The following is an 18,030-nucleotide window of genomic DNA, read 5'->3' as shown; positions in this document are numbered from 1 at the left end:
TCGCCGTACGAACCATCTAACTAACCACAAACCACAACCGGCAGGGTTTTCTCCTTCGACGCAGCGAAGAAGAAAACCCTGCCTTTTGTGGTGCATGGGCCCCCTCGGGGAGCACGTGCTTTGCCGCAGGACGTGTGCCTCTCGCCTTAAACCGGTGGCTCCTCACAGACGTCCTGCGAACAGAATGGGGCTTGCGCGAAGCCGCCATCTCGGGCTGGGGCGCCGTCAGCAACCGCATTGCCGCCTTGAAGGCGGGACTTGACCTGGAAATGCCCGGCACCGACGGCCCAGCGCTTACCTGGCGGCTCCCCCGCCAGCCAAGCGATACGACTCCTGCAGCAGCTCGTCCAGTTCCTCGACGTCGATCCTATCCAAGCGGACCAGCACCAGTTTCGGGGACTGCTCGTGGTGGGGCGTCCAGAAGTAGGTGTCGGGGCCGGTCCCTGCGAGTGCTTCCCGTTCCTCGGTTTTCACGGTGAGGACGCCGTCTTCCCAGATACGTGCCATCAGGGTTTTTCCGAACCATGCCGGCTGGCCCCAGCTGGGCCGCTCGCTAACCCCCGGCAGTCCACGGCAGATCTGGCGGACATCTTCCTCTGTGGCCATGGTTCACTGTGGCACCGGAGCCCCTGACCAGGCAACGCCTGCCCTCCCTAGGGAGACTTCCAAAAATTGCTTCGACCACAGGCGGTCAGTATTGCGGCCTACCTTCCATACGTTGTATGGTTAAGCTTCCATACAACGTATGTTTCTGCGGTGCATCCCGCATCGTCGGCGCCGTTGCCAATACCGCCCTGTACAGAGGAGCAACCCATGACCGTCCACTCCACGGACGACCTGCCATCCAGCCCGGAAGACATCGACGCAGTCAAACCGCAAAGACACGGCGCCGGTGGGCGTTCGCGCTGGGATCTCAGCACTCTGCGCGAGCTGTGGCGGTTCAAGGAATACGGCCGGCCCGAGCGAAAGTCGCTGGCCCTGGGCGTGCTGATGAACGGCGGGCAAATGGCCGCCAATCTTGCCGCCCCCTGGCCGCTGGCGCTGGTCATCAACGACCTGCTCCAGGACAAGGGCCAAGGTAACGGCCAGGGCAAGAGCGGGATCCTGCACGCCGTCGCCGGGTGGTTCGGCGGTTCGTCGATGGCGATGCTGCTGGTCGCGGCGAGCGCCGTGGTGGCGATCACCGCTGCCGCGGGGATGTTCTCCTACCTGGGCGACATGTACATGAACGGGTCCGGCCAGCGGATCACCTCGCGCATCCGCGCGGATGTGTTCGCCTACACCCAGCGGCTGCCGATGGCCTTCCACGACCGGCAGAACGTCGGCGAGCTGACCAGCCGGGTCGTCTCCGACACGTCAACGGTGGAATCGACCCTGAGGGATGTGGGCACCGACCTCGTCCCGTCCGTGCTCACCCTGGCCGGTACCGCCGCCGTGATGGTCGCGGTGGACTGGCGCCTCGGGCTGATCGGGCTCGTCGTCGCCCCGCTGGTATTCCTGACCGCCAACCACTTCGCCGGCCTGACCCGGCAGTACGCCCGTCGCAAGCGCGCCGCCACCGGCGACCTGACCGGGCTCGTCACCGAGTCCCTGATGGGCATCCGCACCGTGCACGCGTTCGGCAGCCAGCGGGTGCAGGACCAGCGGTTCGCCACGCAGAACGACAACGTGCTCGGCCTCTCGCTGCGCTCGGTCAAGGTCAGCGCCAAGTTCTCCCCCACCCTGCAGTTGGTCGCCTCCGTGGGCACCGCGCTGGTGTTGTTCGTCGGCGGTTACGGAGCGCTGAAGGGCTGGTGGCAGGTCGGGGTGCTGGTGGTCGTCACCAGCTACCTCAAGACCATGCTCTCGCCGATGAAGTCCCTGGCCAAGCTGGCACCTAGCTTCACCCAGGGCGCCGCCTCCGCCCAACGGATCGCCGACATCCTCGACCAGCCCACCGACCATCAGGGCACCGAGGAGCCGCTGCCGGCCCGCGTCGACGGCCGCATCGAGCTGCGCAAGGTCGTGCTGGACTACGGCACCGGCCGCGGCCCGGTCTTCACTGACGTCGACCTGACCGTCACCCCGGGCGAGCGGATCGCCCTGCTCGGTGACAACGGCGCCGGCAAGTCGACCCTCCTGTCCGTGATCGGCGGCCTCTACCGTCCCACCTCCGGCCAGGTCCTGCTCGACGGGCACTCGGTCCCCGACCTCCCGGAGCGCTGGCTGCACCAGCAGGTGGCCATGGTCCTGCAGGACACCTTCCTGTTCTCCGGCACACTGATCGACAACATCCGTTACGGCCGCCCCGACGCCACGGACGCCGAGGTGGCTGCCGCCGCAGAGGCGGCCCTGGTCAGCGAGTTCGCCGATGACCTCCCCGACGGGCTCGACACCACCGTCGGTACCGGCGGGACCGGGCTGTCCGGCGGGCAGCGCCAGCGCGTCGGCATCGCCCGCGCACTGCTCGTCGACGCCCCCGTAGTGCTCCTCGACGAACCCACCACCGGCCTGGACGTTCACGCCGAGGAACTCGTTGTCCAGGCGCTGGGCCGGCTCGTCAAAGGTCGCACGATCATCGCGACGACGCATCGGCCCGCGGTCACTGCGCTGGCCACCCGCACCGTGTACCTGCGCCGGGGTGGCGTTCTGGACACCGAGCTGCCCGAGACCGCTCCGGCAGACCCTTCCGCCGACCGCACCCACCTCACAACCATCGGAGCCCTCTAATGACCATCACCGCGACGAACACCCGAGAGCCGTCCACCCACCGCACCAAGCCATCGAAGAACCAGACGGCGACTGCGTCCCCGCCCACGGCCGGCGAGGTGGTGCTGCATGCCCTCCTCGCCCAGACCAGGGCACTTCGGGAGGCCGAGCGCAAGGTGCGCGACGGCGACCCGAAGGGGGTCACCAAGATGCGCGTCGTGATCCGCCAGCTGCGTTCCACACTTCGCGGCTTCTCCCGCATCCTCGATCGGCAGGTCACTCGACCGGTGTGCGCCGAGCTGGCGTGGCTGGGCCGCCAGCTCGGCGAGGAGAACGACACCCAGAGGACACTCATCGAGCTGAAACGACAGCACGACGCCCTGCCGTCGGAGTTGATCGTTGGCCCGGTGTTCGACCACGCCCGGACCCAGCTGGACCAGCTCGCCGTCAGTAGCAGCCAGACCACCCATGCCACGCTCGACAGCGATCGCTACGCCGCGCTCCGTCAGGTGCTGGACTGGCCGCCGGCCGACCCGCCCTTCACCGAGCGCGCGGCGCGGCCCGCGGCGGAGGAGCTGCCAAAGAGCATCGCCAAGGCGCTGCGCACGCTCGACCGTCACCTCGTGGCCGCCCAGGCGCTGCCGGCGGGGACAGAGCGGGATGAGGCGCTGCACGACGCCCGCAAGGCCGACAAGCAACTCCGCTACGTGATCCACGTCGCCACCCCCGTCGTCGGCAAACCCGCCCGGCGGCTGGGCCGGCAGGCCAAGAAGCTCCAGGACCTGCTCGGCGACTACCAGGACGCGGTCGTGACCCGCCCAGTGGTGCAAGGGCTCGGTTCCGCCGCGTCGGCCAAAGGTCATCCGACCGGCACGTACTACCTGGTGGACGCCCTGGAGCAGGTCCGCACCGACCGTGTCCTGGAGAAGCTTCCGCGCCGGTTAAGCAGCCTCTACGACGAGGCGGCCTGGCTGCCCAACGCCGCCTCCCTCCAGTACGACCCGGGGACGTCAGCCGCGCGGACCGGGAGCGGGATCTGAACGCACCACAGCTGCCAACTCGAGCGTTACCGGCGGTCGAGGGGCCGCCGCAGCCGAGCGTCGGCTCGGTCTCAACCGACCACCAAGGCCAGACAGCTCCGGCCGCGTCGCGGGCCTGACCCCGCGACGCGGCCGGAACCGGGGCGCACTGTCCGTGGCTCAGAAGTCGTCGCCGAACGAGACGGGACCGCTTCGCGAAGGACTTCGGGTGATCCTTCACCCCGTCGGGGCCCAGCTCACCCCGTTGTGGGCCTTCTAGCCGAAATTCACCGCCGCCGCGCTGATCGAYTGGTGCGACACCGCTGGAGTCGACACCGCCTTCATCGACCCGAGATCACCCGACAGAACGCCTTCATCGAATCCTTCAACGCCCAGTCCAGAAGGGAACAACTTTCTGGTGAAATCATCCACACCATGGCCGGAGCCAACTATTTGGCCGAGGAATGGAAATCTATCTACAGTCATGAATGGCCCCACGAGTAGCTGGACGGCATGAGGCCGAAACGCTTCTAGGAAACATGGACCGAAACAGGCCAAATTAGCTATCGCGTAGACGCTGGACTGCTAATTGGGGTCCGACCATTCACGCTGACCGGGCTGAGAACGAAACAATGAGACCTAGACGTGTGTTCGGCTCAATGTCACACTGCCTCAATGGCACTACTGAAGTTTAGCCTTGCGCAAGTCGGGCTTGTTGGGATCATGCGTCCAACGGGTCGCGGCGAGGGTGTGGAGTGTGCAGCGCTCCGACATCTCGCATCTCATCGAGGGTCACAGGTAGGAGACCAACACGCAGCGGTTCGCTTCGCTCGGACTACCCAAGTTGCTCCCGCTGCCGCAACGACAGGTCGCACTTTTTAGAATCACGCCCGGTAGGCCGGATGGGGAGGAAGCGAAGTAAATGAGCGCTGATCGGGCATTTTGGCTCCGGATCGCCCGAGTGATTGGCATCAGCGCCCTCGCTGCGTCCATTCTCCTCTCCGGCTTCGGGCCCGTGGCCACATCGGCGGCAGCGGAGTCGATGGCCGTTGCGGCGGCGTACACGCCTGACGAACTTGCGATGCTTCCTGGCGAGACGCGTGCGACAGGGCTCCGCATCCAGAACCCCACGAGCGCCCCTGTGGTGGTCAACCCGAAGATCAGGCAGGAAAGCGGCGCAGTTAGTCCACTCGTCATAACCCTTGACGAGACACCCGTGTCGATTCCGGCGGGCGGCTCGCTGACTGTGCCAGCAATCGTCACTCTCCCCGCCCGGCTGTTGTCGTCCGTCACAGTGGTCACGACGATCGGTTACACCGGAGTGGACTCGGCGGGGTCAATCCTGGCTACGCTGAAGGTCTTGCCCGGGACGATTCCGGCGCTGGCGTCGAATGCGCTCACGATCTCCCAATCTGGCGACACGGCGATGGTCGATACCCAAGCCGCAGACCTCTATTTCGGCGTCCAGAACACTAGCGCTCTGACGCAGCGCATCACAGGGGCAACGCTCACTTTCCCGACCTTTCTCAAAGTCGAATTGACTAAGGCCTCGCGCCCTGCTGACGCCCCCACAGGTTCCCTTACGCTGGATCTGCCGGACACCCTCGCCCCCGGAGACGGCGCCACCGTGCACCTACACGTAAGCGCGCCGAACGGCGTTCAGCCTGGAAGTGCCCTAGTCGTTCTATCAATAAACTACGAGGACTCGGTCGGCCAGAACGCCGGATTCGCCACGGACAGTCACAAGATTTCCCTGAGCGTGTTTGGGGAGGACGCGTTGACCGGCGCCTTCGGCGCGGCGATCGCGCCCGCGCTCTTCGTCGTTCCTGGCCTGCTGTTCGTGCTCGTCGTCTGGTTCCTGTGGTGGCGTGTGTATCCCCGCGAGTTGCCTATCGAGATCACGCCGCCGCAGACGATAACCGGCACGGTGGCCTTGGCGATCCTCGGTGTTCTTTTCGCGATGCCGTTTCCTTTTCTTTATACGGAGATTTTCGGCCGGAACTACAGCGCTGTCTACGGATTCGTCGATATCGTCCGGATCTGTGTACTAGGCATCGCAACCGGGGCAGCAGTCTGGGCGGTCGCGATAGCAGTCCGATGGGTAATCCGCCGAAATCGTTTTCAGCCGAATGACAGTGCCCGAACAGTCCTCCGCAAAATCACGCGCTTCAAGGGCAAGGCTAAGACCAAGGACAAGCTGGATCAGGTAGCTAACGCGAACTACACGAACCAGAACACAGACAGGGTGTTTGTGCTCCGCTTCGGCCCGACTACAGCCTTAGTATGCCCCCGGATCGTGTCAAAGCCTTCAAAAGAAGGCGAGAATGCAGCAAGGTTCGATGCTCTCCTCACGGAAGGAAAGAATCGAGAGCTCTACGAACTCGTGACGGGCCCGGACTTCAGCTCCCCCGAATACCAGCCAACCAAGGATGTCGCGACTGTTACTAAGGTCAAACTGACTGACCTGACGGACTTCGGTCACCGCAGGATTGTCAGCACGGAGTCGTAATGGGTGATCGAGTCGAAGGTAAAAATGAAGGGCCGGGTGCGAGCACCCGGCCACGGCCCGCCATCGGGCGGCCCAATTTACTTAAAAGTAAATTCTATCTACTCAAAGATAGTTATTCAGTCAATTCGTTTATATCAAGTGGCCGCAAGGATAGCAATAGGGGCAGATGTCATGGCTAGTATCACTCGTTTTCATATCAGCTGGCTGCTGACATCTGCGCTTCGGGAGGTTGTCATTGATGGACTCGGTAAGCCGTCACTTAGCAGTCTGACCTCCTACACGACCGCCTTCATGGCGGCACCCACGACGGGAGCAGAATGGCTGAAGCCGTGGGGCTCCTACGAGACGGGGCACAAGTACTGGGCGGCTCTGCTCGGCTCTGGGTATTCGACGGCCCAGGCGTACTCGGGGTGGATCAAGCAGGTACCACTGTTGCGGTCTAGGGGGTTCGTGCCGACAACAAATCGCCTGAATGTCATCGTGACCTGTGAGCGCTACCTCTACCCATCCGGAGTCGGCATCGCGGTCACCGCGACGTTTGAAGGGGATTTGACGCTCGAAGCCGCGGCATCCCTCCAACAGCAATTAACTCAACTCGCGGTGTTCAAAGCATCCGACGACAAAATCCGAACGATCGATATGATTCTCCTTCACGAGGTGCAGCAACTAGAGARAGACGTTCTCGGCAGTCCGAGTAGTAGCCCTGTGCGCGGCCTCGAGCTGACTACAGTGACAACCATTTCAGGAGCCACGGGAACAACTTCAACTGAGGAAGCGACGGCTCTGTTGAGGCAGATGTGCTATCCGGGGCAGCCTCCTGGAAATACTCTCATCATCGCTAATAAGCACGGCAAGTTTGCCGAGACGATCCGCCTTGCAGGACAGAACACGCAGGCGTCATGGTCGCCGAAACGCAGCACTACGCCCAAAGAAAGTGATGGACTAACCTGCTATCACCACAACACAGTGTTGTCCGCGCTCCACATCGCACAGTTGCTCAACCTGGCCGAACTAGCCGGCCCACAACCTGCTAAAGAGCCTGCCCACGCACAGCAGCTGTATACGCGGGCAGGCGCTGTCCTCGGCTGGGCGTACGGTGGAGAGTCTGTTTACTCGACGTATTTCGCACCGGCAGCCATCGATGATTCGCACCTCGTCAACGGCATCAACTTGATACGCAAAGACCTAGCCGGTCACGGGCCGATCCATCTCCGGAACGCCCCGACCGGACCTCAAACCACCGGTGAGCCTAGCTAAGCCTCGATCCATCGGTCAACTTGGTCGATTAGGGTAGCCAGTGCGTGATCACCTTCTACCGACGTTCGCGCCCAAGTAGCCGGGCAGCGTCAGCCACCGGTTGGCCAACTCCCGCAGTTTGAGAGCCGATCGGCATGTGGGGACGAGTAGGAGCGGACAGACCGCCACCGAATCCCGCGCGGGCAGCTCCCGAGGGCTTCGGCTCGACGCCCAGATCTGACGATCATGCCATTTGAAGCCACCGCCCGGAGGCCCTGAATGTCTCGTCGGATGCTGCTCTTCCCGGGCACGACCTGCACAGTGGGCGTCTACGCCTCGGCGAGCGGTGGAACCTTTCGCACATCCTCGTGTCATGGCCGGACGACGAGCACCTCGCGCACTGGACATGGATTCCCGCCGGGAACGTCCGCCGCTTCAGCGACTCCGAATGGGACATCGAGGAGGACCGGCGGTGTCCGGTGAAGCTGCGAGGCATGCGGTGGGTAAGCCGTCTGCCGGGGTTCCTGCCGGCATGAGGGGATCATGTGAATGGCAAGAGTTTCTTCACCACCGAGTTCTTGACGTTGCGAGGCCCGCAGCAACTCCCGCAACGGGTACCGGCACCGGGGCTTCGACACCCGCACCGGCACCCTGGACGTCGCCATCCCCTAGCTCCGGCAGGGATAGTGCTTCCCGGACTGGCTGCTGGAACGCCGCCGCCGGGCCGAGGTCGCCCTGACCACCGTGGTCGCGACCTGCTACCTGCTCGGGGTCTCCACCCGGCGGATGGAAAAGCTCCGCGCTGCTGCGTATCTGGCACGGGACGTCAACCCAAAATGATCTAGCCGCTGGTCACGGATCTTGCCGCCGACGGTGTTCCCGTGGCGGTGGACTGCAGGGTGTCGGGATTCAGCAAGCAAGGCTATTACCGGTGGAGAGCCAGCCCGGTCACGGAACGCGACTGGGTCGACGCACACCTGGTGAACGCCGCCCTGGACATCCATGCCGACGATTCTGCGTTCGGGTACCGGTTCATCGCCGACGAACTCCCCGAGAAGGGCATCATGGCCGGTGAGAACAGGGTTCAGCGCTTGTGCAGGGACCACGGCATTTGGTCTGTATTTTCCAAGAAGCGCGGACTGAACCGGAAACCGGGCCCACCGGTCCACGACGACCTGGTGGAGCGGGACTTCACCGCCRCTGCGCCGAACGAGCTGTGGCTGACCGACATCACCGAACACTCCACCGCCGAGGGCAAGCTCTACCTCTGCGCGGTGAAGGACGTCTATTCCGGAAGGATCGTTGGCTACTCGATGGACTCGCGGATGAAGTCTTCGCTGGCCGTCGCCGCGCTGGAGAACGCGGTGCGGACACGCCGCCCGGCGGGGACCGTGGTGCACTCGGACCGCGGCTTCCAGTTCAGGTCTCGCCGCTTCGTTGAATCGCTCCGACACCACGGGCTCACAGGCTCGATGGGCAGGGTCGGCGCGTGCGCGGACAACGCCGCGATGGAATCGTTCTTCTCCCTGCTGCAGAAGAACGTCCTGGATAGGCAGCGGTGGACCACCAGGCAGGAACTCCTTTTAGCCATCACGACCTGGATCGAACGGACCTACCACCGCCGGCGACGGCAAAGACGGCTGGGAAAACTCACACCAATCGAATATGAAACAATCAACCGGACCGCGCTCAGAGCGGCCTAAGACCCCGAGCCAACAAAAGCCGGGGCAGTCCCGAGCAGCTTTTCGTGGTCYTGGATAAGCGGCCCGTATGCTGCAGTTAGCACTATTTGGTGATCCTCTTGTACGAGAGCTGGATGGCTTGTGGAGTCCTGGCTTGCATCCGAGCACGGACCATTAGTCCGCCAACGACTAAGCGTTTTACGTTCCTCCCGTCAGTCGTCTGCTGCTGCCGGTCGTATCCTAGCGGCCCCGCCCCATACCGGAGCTTGATCTGAACGCCGGCCGGAACCTCAAATTCCGCAACCGTGTTTGGAGCCTTGATCGTAAATACCTCCAGATCGTGCCAACGCCCGGCGGATAGATGCGTGTGTACGCGGACTTCAGCCATGATTTCTCCAGCCCTCAATTAAAGTCGCCATGAATTCCAATTCCGTTGCTGGCGCTAACATGATTGTTTTGCCTCATCCCGGTGCCAAGGGTGGGACGTTGCCATTTGTGGCCGTCGACTCGAAACCCTTGAGAGGGTCGCCCGATCCGCCGGCGCCGTCCCATTCGTTGCCGACGCTGCATCGGAGAACGGTGTACGCGAACTTGTTGCAACTACCGTTGAGCGATTCGGATCGATCAACGGTCTCGTGCTGAATGCGGGCATTGTCAGCCCCGGGGCAGTCGGTGAGTCGGCGAACGAAGACTCGGACGCAACGATCCGTACCAACTGACGGGTCCCTTCCTTCTGGCCAAGGCAATCGTGCCGCACCTCATAGCGGCTGGCGGCGCCATTGTGGGAGTCGCCTCAGCCGCGGCGCTCAGGGCAACCGCAGGTATCCCCGGGTATAACGCCTCAAAGGCGGCGCTAACAATGCCGATGCAGTCGATTGCCGTGGACTACGGCCCACTTGGGGTCCGAGCGAACGCCGTCTGCCCGGGGTGGACCCGCACCGAAATGGCAGACCAGGAAATGGATGAATTCGGCGCAGAACTCGAGCTGAAACGTCAACACGCTTACTCCGTGGCCACATCATTCGTGCCTACCCGACGGCCAGCAGAGGCGCTCGAAACCGGAAACGTGGTGGCGTGGCTGCTCTCTGACCAAGCCTCGTATGCCAACGCAGCCGTGATACCGGTGGACGGCGGAATGATTGCCATCGATCCAGGTTCGCTGGCCGTGATCCGCRTGTAAGGATTTCAGGCGCCCAGTCGGCTGTGATGCAAGAACGAAGGTGAGCCTCTCCGCAGACAGCCATGTCACGAGCCTCGGGCACCCGGCCAGACAACGGTCTGTTCATCCAGCAGACCACGCAGACACAGCCGTCACGCCTTCTGTTCCGGCCGATCATTCGAAACATGCAGCCGGGGTATCCAGCCCCGTCACGACCGCACTATCCTGGAAACACGGACCTGAGCTATCGCTTTCGCTCCTGTATTGCACCCGCCGCTGACCCGAACGGTTCAATGCGGCAATGGCCCGCCGCGCAGCCCATCTGACCCTGCCCCGGCGCCCGAAAAAACCGAAGAACTGCCCGACTCCCTGATGGTTAACGGAAGCTCCCAAATAGGGGAGGAACCGCCGTCGACATCGGCGCTGGCCCGGGCGTAGGCTAGCAGCATCGGCGCATGTGCCCGGTGACTCTGCGTCGATACCTCAATCGATGAAGGAGGACCAATGAGTGCCGTACGTGAATTCATGAGTACGGATGCACAGTGTATTAAGGAGAACCAGTCCCTCGTAGATGCCGCACGGATGATGCTGGATCTGGACTGCGGATCGTTGCCGATCTGCGGTGATGACGGCAAGTTGAAGGGCATGATCACTGACCGGGACATCGTGCTCAAGTGCGTTGCCGTGGGCCGTGATCCACGCGAGATGATGGCCCGCGACCTCGCCACCGGTGCGCCCCACTGGATTGACGCCGATGCGAACGTTGACGCCGCCATCGAAATGATGGAGAAGTACCAGGTCCGGCGGCTCCCGGTCATTGCTGACCACAAGTTGGTCGGCATCATCAGCCAGGGTGACATCGCGCGCAACTACTCGGAGGAGCGTGTGGGCGAACTGGTGGAGCACATTTCGGAACGCAAACATATGCAGTCGAGCAGTTCATAAAGTCAAGCAATTCATTAGCAAACAAGCGCCACGGAGTACACTCCGTGGCGCGATTTTGTGCCCGCATGGCCTTGTCCGAGGCAGCCTCACCATCGCTCCCCGCCGCGCCCAGCCCCGCGGAGGCCTTCACCGACGGCGCCCGGCGCTTCGCTTCCGGCGACTCACGCCCGGCCGCTCATCGCCCTCGATGCCGCTGCCTGATGACACACCAGAGAAATAGAGACCATCCGCGCATCGGGCCGGACACCGAGCACGGTGCAGCCGGCTGCTTGGAACTGGCGTCCGGCGATACCGGCGCGGTGGGTGTCAGGCCGCCGGGTCTTCGACTTTCACGGCGGAGATTTCGAATTCAAGGGTGATCTTGTCCGAGATAAGGACCCCGCCGGAGTCAAGAGCCGCATTCCATGTGAGACCGAAGTCCTGCCGGTCAATCCGGCGTGAGCCTTCAAAGCCCGCCCGGAGGTTACCCATGGGGTCACGTTCGACGCCGATGAAGTCCAGCGGGATGGCGATGTCCTTGGTGACCCCGCGGATGGTGACGTCACCGCCAACGATGAAGTGGCCGTCGTCGACCTGGTCCACCCGGTTGCTGGAGAACGTGATCTCCGGAAACTGCGGTGCGTCAAAGAATTCGTTAGTACGCAGGTGCTGGTCGCGGTCCGCATTGCGAGTGTCGATGCTGGCCACCTTGATGGTCATCCGTGCCGACGACTGCTCAGGGTTTTCGGCATTGACGTGGATGGCGCCCTCAACGTCGTTGAACGCCCCGCGCACTTTGGTCACCATTGCGTGGCGCGTAGAGAAACCGATGCGGGTGTGGGTGGGGTCAAAGCGCCACTCACCCGAAAAGTCCGTCAAGATTTCAGCCATGGAATGCCTCCTGTGCAGGCGTGCCGGCACAGGGACTGTGCTACGGAAAGGTGTAGCAACAGTATCAGACCGGCACCCTGGGACATTAACTTCCGCGACGCGAGGTCTCCGGAAACTCATCAGGCTGAGCTCCGGGTCGGGCGAATCCTCGCCGTTCAGGAATCGTCGTCCTTTTCCGCACCGGCGTCCCTTCGGTTCCATGCGCCGAAAGGTGCCGGGCGGGAGGGCCCTCCAGGTGACCGCACCCCACGGACGGCMACCATGGCCCACGCCCCGATCAGCACGCCGATAACCACGACGAAAACACCGACGGTGAACCAGCCCTCCCGACCGAAGATCATCAGCGCAACACCCGCCAGAGACAGGCCCTTCGCCGCGATGTCCAGATATAAAGGACCTCTCAGGTGCCCCATGGATCTAAGGTAACCCTGGAGACAGTCCGCTGGTGCCCTGACTGATTCCGGTCGTGGTGGTTGCGCCAAGTAATTCCGGCCCGGAAGAACAGTTGAAACTGGCCCCACCCTGTGACGATGGTGAACGTCGAAAACCGAGCCAAAGTGACCCTGAGCGCCTTCTCTTATTAGAGCTGGGGCAAAACTGCACCGGTATCTATTCCGCACGATTCCTGTGGGACGTCGCAGGGAGGATAGTTGTGGAACGAAAATCACGGCGTGAGTCGCCACATTTCGAGGGACTAACATGGGTTCCGCTTCCTAGGAACTGGGACGGCCACGCTTGGAATGATTCGGCGGCTCTTCCGATCTCGCTGAGGCGGCGCGATTGCCGCTCACGTCGGCGCCGCCACGACTCTTTTCTATACAGGCCCAGACCAGGTTGACCGCATCGCCCGGAACACCGCCGAGCTGATCGGCCTGGGCCGGGAGCTCCGTGATGACGAAATCAACGTCATGGAGGGTTGGGCCGGAGACCTGTACGGAGTCGATTCCACTCTGGAAGTCATCCGCCTTGGCGCCTCGCTCGAGGCCATGATCACCGACCCGGTCTACGACGGAAAGTCCCTCGCCGGGCTGATCGACCTCGTGACAAGCCGGGAGATTCCGGCCGGTCGCAATGTCCTCTATGCCCATCTGTCCGGCCAGATCGCCCCCAACGCCTACAGCGGGCTCTTCCGGTCCGGACCAGGGCAATGGCCTCCCTGCGCCGGTGCCCCGGCCGGCAGCTGACGGCAGTCCGACGGCGGCGGGTCCCCGGCGACGGGTCCCGCCGCCCGTTGAGCCACCGGATATCGGCCCACCCCGGCGGTATTCCGATCAGCCTGCGGCGGGCAGTGCGTCCGGGATGCGCGGCTTGGCGTTGCCGGCGAAAGTGAACTTCGCGTCGTCGCCCTCGCCTTCGACATCCACCACCACGATGTCGCCGGAGTGCAGCTCGCCGAAGAGGATCTTCTCGGAGAGCTGGTCCTCGATCTCGCGCTGGATGGTGCGGCGCAGCGGCCGGGCACCCATGGCGGGGTCGTAGCCGCGGGCCGCGAGGAGCACCTTGGCCGCGGACGTGAGCTCGATGCCCATGTCCTTGTCCTTCAGGCGCTTCTTGAGCCGGCTGACGAACATGTCCACGATCTCGATGATCTCGTCCTGGGTCAGCTGCGGGAAGACCACAACATCGTCAACACGGTTCAGGAACTCGGGGCGGAAGTGCTGCTTGAGCTCCTCGGTGACCCGGGCGCGCATCCGGGTGTAGCCGGTCTGGGTGTCCGTGCCGGACTGGAAGCCGGTGGCAACACTCTTGGAGATGTCCCTGGTGCCGAGGTTGGTGGTCATGATGATCACGGTGTTCTTGAAGTCGACCACGCGGCCATGGGAGTCGGTCAGGCGGCCGTCTTCCATGATCTGCAGCAGCGAGTTGAAGAGATCGGCGTGCGCCTTCTCCACTTCATCGAACAGCACCACGGAGAACGGACGACGGCGGACCTTCTCGGTCAGCTGGCCGCCTTCGTCGTAGCCCACGTAGCCCGGAGGGGCACCGAAGAGCCGCGAGACCGTGTGCTTCTCCGAGTACTCGGACATGTCCAGCGTGATCAGCGCGTCTTCCTCGCCGAACAGGAACTCCGCGAGGGCCTTGGCGAGCTCGGTCTTGCCCACGCCGGTGGGGCCAGCGAAGATGAACGAACCGCCCGGACGCTTCGGGTCCTTCAGTCCTGCACGGGTGCGCCGGATCGCCCGCGAAACCGACTTAATCGCTTCCTCCTGGCCGACCACACGCTGGTGCAGCTCATCTTCCATCTTCAGCAGCCGCGAGGACTCTTCTTCGGTCAGCTTGAAGACCGGGATGCCGGTGGAGTTCGCCAGCACCTCGGCGATCAGGTCCTCATCAACCTCGGAAATGTCGTCCAGCCCGCCGGTCTTCCACTGGCGCTCCTTCTCTTTACGCTCGGCAATCAGTTTCTGCTCCTCATCGCGCAGTGACGCGGCACCCTCGTAGTCGGAGGCGTCGATCGCGACGTCTTTGGCCTTCCTGACGGCAATGATCCTTTCGGCAATAGCCTTAAGCTCCGGCGGGGCGGTCATGCGGCGGATGCGCAGCCGTGCCCCGGCCTCGTCGATCAGGTCGATCGCCTTGTCCGGCAGGAACCGGTCCGAGATGTAGCGCTCGGAGAGGTTCGCGGCGGCGACCAGGGCGCCGTCGGTGATGGTGACCCGGTGGTGTGCCTCGTACCGGTCGCGGAGGCCCTTGAGGATCTCGATCGCGTCGGCCACGGAGGGTTCCTTGACCTGGATCGGCTGGAAACGGCGCTCCAGCGCGGCATCCTTCTCGATGTGCTTGCGGTACTCGTCCAGCGTGGTCGCACCGATGGTCTGCAGCTCGCCGCGGGCCAGCAACGGCTTCAGGATCGAGGCCGCATCGATGGCACCCTCGGCGGCACCGGCACCCACCAGTGTCTGGATCTCGTCGATGAACAAAAGAATGTCCCCGCGGGTGCGGATCTCCTTGAGGACCTTCTTCAGCCGCTCCTCAAAGTCACCACGGTACCGCGAGCCGGCCACCACGGAGCCCAGGTCCAGAGTGTACAGCTGCTTGTCCTTGAGGGTCTCCGGGACATCCCCACGGACAATAGCCTGGGCCAGGCCCTCAACGACGGCGGTCTTGCCGACGCCCGGCTCGCCGATCAGCACGGGGTTGTTCTTGGTGCGGCGGGACAGGACCTGCATGACGCGTTCCATTTCCTGCTCGCGGCCGATCACGGGGTCCAGTTTGTTCTCGCGCGCCGCCTGGGTCAGGTTGCGGCCGAACTGGTCCAAAACCACGGAACCGGAGGGAACCGCTTCAACGTGATCCTGACCGGGGCCTGTGGCCTCCTTGCCCTGGTAACCCGAGAGCAGCTGGATGACCTGCTGGCGGACCCGGCTCGAGTCGGCGCYGAGCTTGACGAGCACCTGGGCGGCAACGCCCTCGCCCTCCCGGATGAGGCCGAGGAGGATGTGCTCGGTCCCGATGTAGTTGTGGCCCAGCTGCAGGGCCTCACGCAGCGAGAGCTCCAGGACCTTCTTGGCACGAGGGGTAAAGGGGATGTGTCCGGACGGGGACTGCTGGCCCGGGCCGATGATCTCCTGGACCTGCTCGCGGACACCGTCGAGGGAAATGCCCAAGGATTCAAGGGCTTTGGCGGCAACACCCTCACCCTCATGGATCAGACCCAAGAGGATGTGTTCGGTACCAATATAACCGTGGTTCAGCATGCGTGCCTCTTCTTGGGCAAGCACAACTACGCGACGGGCACGGTCCGTAAATCGCTCAAACATTTCGCCACACTCCTGGCTGCCCCCATACCTTGATGCTACGTCGCCTCAGGCACGCTTGGGGCGTTCGCCGGAGGCAGATATTAGAGAGCCGGATTCAGCTGACGTCCCCCGGGTGAGTGGTGATGATCAAGGACTTGTCCGTTGTGCCCATGGCGTTGCCTGTCGGCTGGGCGCGCAAATGTGAGTCGCCGCGTATCCACTGAAACCGACCGTTGGGTGGAACCCAGGATCTGGATCCGGTGCCGACACACCGGGAAAGCCTCCGCCGTGCAGGACCGCTGCACCTCAGGGACGTCGTGGCGGTCCGCAATTGTGCAGCTTGGAGCCACTGCCGCGTCCGCCGGTGTCTTCGCCGGACATCCTCCACCTGGAGACGGCTGAACTCGCCCCTGGACCTCGACCTGGACTTCGACCTCATGGACTGAGACCCGAAACGATGCCCCGGCGGAACTATCAAAGAAATGGGCAACCGGGCACAAGGTCCTGTCTGACCTGCGGGATGGACCGGACAGGAGCGTCGGCGCTTTCTAATTTCAGCGCCCAGTAGCACCTTCCCGCATGGTCCGGGCCCATCAGCACGTGCCCGAACCGGACCGCAAGAACAATATGAGCGATGCCCACGACGCGGCCGCGCCAGAGGCTGCCCGCCGGCGGAGCGACGCTACCGGCCGGTGCGTTTGTCCCGGCGGGGCTGCCGGTGGCTGGCGCCTGTGCGGCAATATACTTCGTGCTCATTAGACTGCGGCTTTGGAGTCGGCGTCGATGGGGAACATCTGGCCGGAGATGGTGCGGGCGTGCGGGCCGGCGAGGAACAGGATCAGGGCGGCGATGTCGTCCGGGTTGATGAATTTCTTCACGGACTGGTTGGCCATCGCGGAGTCGATTTCCTCCTGAACGGTGCGGCCGGACACGGACGCACGGCCCTCGAAGACGCTCATGATGCGCGGGCCGTCCACGGCGCCCGGGTGGATGGTGTTCGAGGTAATGCCAAACGGGCCCAGTTCCATGGCGAGCGTCTTGGCGAAGCCGACCAGGCCCCACTTGGTGGTGGAGTAAGCAACACGGTTCGGGTAGCCGAACCGGCCGGCCAGGGAAGACATGGTCACGATGGACGCGGCGTCGGATTCCTTAAGCAGCGGGATAGCCCGCTGCGTGACGTTGAAGGTCCCCTGCAGGTTCACGCCGACGACGGCGGCGAAAGCGCCGGCGTCGTATTCTTCCACCGGGGCGGTGGGGCCGGCGATGCCGGCGTTGTTGACCAGCACATCCAGACCGCCAAGCTCCTTCTTGACGTCCTCGAACAGGGCGGCGACGGCGTCGGGGTTGCTGACGTCCGTCACGGATCCGGTGATGTCCGGGTTACCGGCGCTGGCTGCGGCCACGGCGTCGGCATTGATGTCGGCGATGTGAACCCGGGCGCCGGCCGCTGCGAAGGCCTTGGCGGTGGCCAGGCCGATCCCGCTGGCTCCGGCGGTGATGAGTACGCGTTGTCACATTGTCTTCTCCATGTGTTCAGGCGGAGGGACAGAGGCGGGTGGGCTGTTGCCCGCTCGTCGGTGTTCCCAAATTTACGCATTTTTCTCTCGAGCCATGAGCATGTGCTGTGCGCTCAGGCCCRTCATCATTCCGCGGCGGTCGCTGTGGCGTTCTGCAGCCCGAGCAGCCGGATCGCATTCTCGCGCATGATCAGCGGGCGCACCTCCGGTTTGATGGCCAGTTTCTCAAAGTCGGCGATCCAGCGGTCCGGCGGGATCATCGGGTAGTCGGAGCCGAACAGGACCTTGGTCCGCAGGAGTGAGTTCGCGTACTGCACCAGCTGCGGCGGGAAGTACTTCGGGGACCAGCATGTACGCCGYGAAGAAGAATTCGGCCACCTCAACGCTGCAGAGGTTGCTCGCTGCAGTGAATGACCGGCCCTCCACCTCGGTGTCCATCAGCGACGGCACCACAAAATTTTCCATTCAACGCGGGACGTCCAACGAAGTTGGTCCAACAGTCGGCAGCGCCGCACAGGAGGTCACGGCATGAGCGACGCCATTGAAAATTCCCACGGCTGGGTACTGGATGTCGACGGTTGCCTGATGCGGACAAAGCGCGCCGGCGGTGCCGGCGGGGAAGCCATGCCGGGCGCCGCGGAGCTGGTGGCAGCGCTCTACGCTGC

10 protein-coding genes and 5 pseudogenes are annotated in these 18,030 nt (G+C 63.5%); 9 read left to right on the top strand and 6 right to left on the bottom strand.

Annotated features, from left to right (window positions below; translation table 11 throughout):
- Positions 1-294 precede the first annotated feature (294 nt).
- Positions 295-606, bottom strand: a complete 312-nt coding sequence (locus tag AC1DR1_RS21540; protein WP_476993274.1) for an MmcQ/YjbR family DNA-binding protein — start codon at positions 604-606, stop codon at positions 295-297.
- A 207-nt stretch (positions 607-813) separates the two neighbouring features.
- Here AC1DR1_RS21540 and AC1DR1_RS21535 point away from each other — a divergent pair, with 207 nt between their 5' ends.
- The 8 genes and pseudogenes from AC1DR1_RS21535 to AC1DR1_RS21500 all read left to right on the top strand — a co-directional run bounded on the left by AC1DR1_RS21535 (position 814) and on the right by AC1DR1_RS21500 (position 11,238).
- The gene (locus tag AC1DR1_RS21535; RefSeq protein ID WP_476967605.1) at positions 814-2,709 is read left to right on the top strand and encodes an ABC transporter ATP-binding protein; all 1,896 of its coding nucleotides are present in this window, start codon (positions 814-816) and stop codon (positions 2,707-2,709) included.
- Positions 2,709-3,728 (top strand): CHAD domain-containing protein, encoded by a 1,020-nt coding sequence (locus AC1DR1_RS21530; protein ID WP_229992324.1) that lies wholly within the window; start codon positions 2,709-2,711, stop codon positions 3,726-3,728. Before AC1DR1_RS21535 ends, AC1DR1_RS21530 begins: the two co-directional genes overlap by 1 nt.
- A gap of 259 nt (positions 3,729-3,987) precedes the next feature.
- A pseudogene (locus tag AC1DR1_RS21525) lies at positions 3,988-4,208 on the top strand (integrase core domain-containing protein); the annotation flags it as partial.
- A gap of 421 nt (positions 4,209-4,629) precedes the next feature.
- A complete protein-coding gene (locus AC1DR1_RS21520; protein WP_476993273.1) occupies positions 4,630-6,216 on the top strand; it encodes a COG1361 family protein in 1,587 nt (528 codons plus the stop codon).
- A 3-nt stretch (positions 6,217-6,219) separates the two neighbouring features.
- Positions 6,220-7,473 carry a hypothetical protein gene (locus tag AC1DR1_RS21515; protein ID WP_476993272.1) on the top strand — a complete coding sequence of 418 codons (1,254 nt, stop codon included), beginning with the start codon at positions 6,220-6,222 and terminating at the stop codon, positions 7,471-7,473.
- A gap of 579 nt (positions 7,474-8,052) precedes the next feature.
- Positions 8,053-9,152 (top strand): annotated as a pseudogene (locus tag AC1DR1_RS21510) (transposase); the annotation flags it as partial.
- A 473-nt stretch (positions 9,153-9,625) separates the two neighbouring features.
- Positions 9,626-10,314: pseudogene (locus tag AC1DR1_RS21505) on the top strand (SDR family NAD(P)-dependent oxidoreductase).
- A gap of 483 nt (positions 10,315-10,797) precedes the next feature.
- Complete coding sequence (locus AC1DR1_RS21500) at positions 10,798-11,238, top strand: CBS domain-containing protein (RefSeq protein WP_229992321.1); 441 nt, start codon at positions 10,798-10,800, stop codon at positions 11,236-11,238.
- Between the two features lie 306 nt (positions 11,239-11,544).
- Here AC1DR1_RS21500 and AC1DR1_RS21495 read toward each other — a convergent pair whose 3' ends face one another.
- Positions 11,545-12,108: a YceI family protein gene (locus tag AC1DR1_RS21495; protein ID WP_229992320.1), complete on the bottom strand. Its 564-nt coding sequence runs from the start codon at positions 12,106-12,108 to the stop codon at positions 11,545-11,547.
- Between the two features lie 155 nt (positions 12,109-12,263).
- The gene (locus AC1DR1_RS21490; protein WP_229992319.1) at positions 12,264-12,521 is read right to left on the bottom strand and encodes a hypothetical protein; all 258 of its coding nucleotides are present in this window, start codon (positions 12,519-12,521) and stop codon (positions 12,264-12,266) included.
- Positions 12,522-12,899: 378 nt separating this feature from the next.
- On the opposite strand from AC1DR1_RS21490, the pseudogene AC1DR1_RS21485 reads away from it, so the two are divergent.
- A pseudogene (locus tag AC1DR1_RS21485) lies at positions 12,900-13,292 on the top strand (1-aminocyclopropane-1-carboxylate deaminase); the annotation flags it as partial.
- Between the two features lie 87 nt (positions 13,293-13,379).
- Here the strand turns inward: AC1DR1_RS21485 and AC1DR1_RS21480 are convergent.
- The 3 genes and pseudogenes from AC1DR1_RS21480 to AC1DR1_RS21470 all read right to left on the bottom strand — a co-directional run.
- Entirely contained in the window at positions 13,380-15,869 is a 2,490-nt protein-coding gene (locus tag AC1DR1_RS21480; protein WP_476993271.1) for an ATP-dependent Clp protease ATP-binding subunit, read from the bottom strand.
- Positions 15,870-16,603: 734 nt separating this feature from the next.
- Positions 16,604-17,347, bottom strand: coding sequence for an SDR family oxidoreductase (locus tag AC1DR1_RS21475; protein ID WP_364743708.1), 744 nt, complete (start codon positions 17,345-17,347; stop codon positions 16,604-16,606).
- Positions 17,348-17,490: 143 nt separating this feature from the next.
- A pseudogene (locus AC1DR1_RS21470) lies at positions 17,491-17,712 on the bottom strand (amidohydrolase family protein); the annotation flags it as partial.
- Positions 17,713-18,030 lie beyond the last annotated feature (318 nt).

The sequence above is a fragment of the Arthrobacter sp. P4_F10 genome (assembly GCF_056401435.1).
Note: the sequence above shows the minus strand (reverse complement) of the source record. Positions and strands in the feature narration are given on the sequence as shown.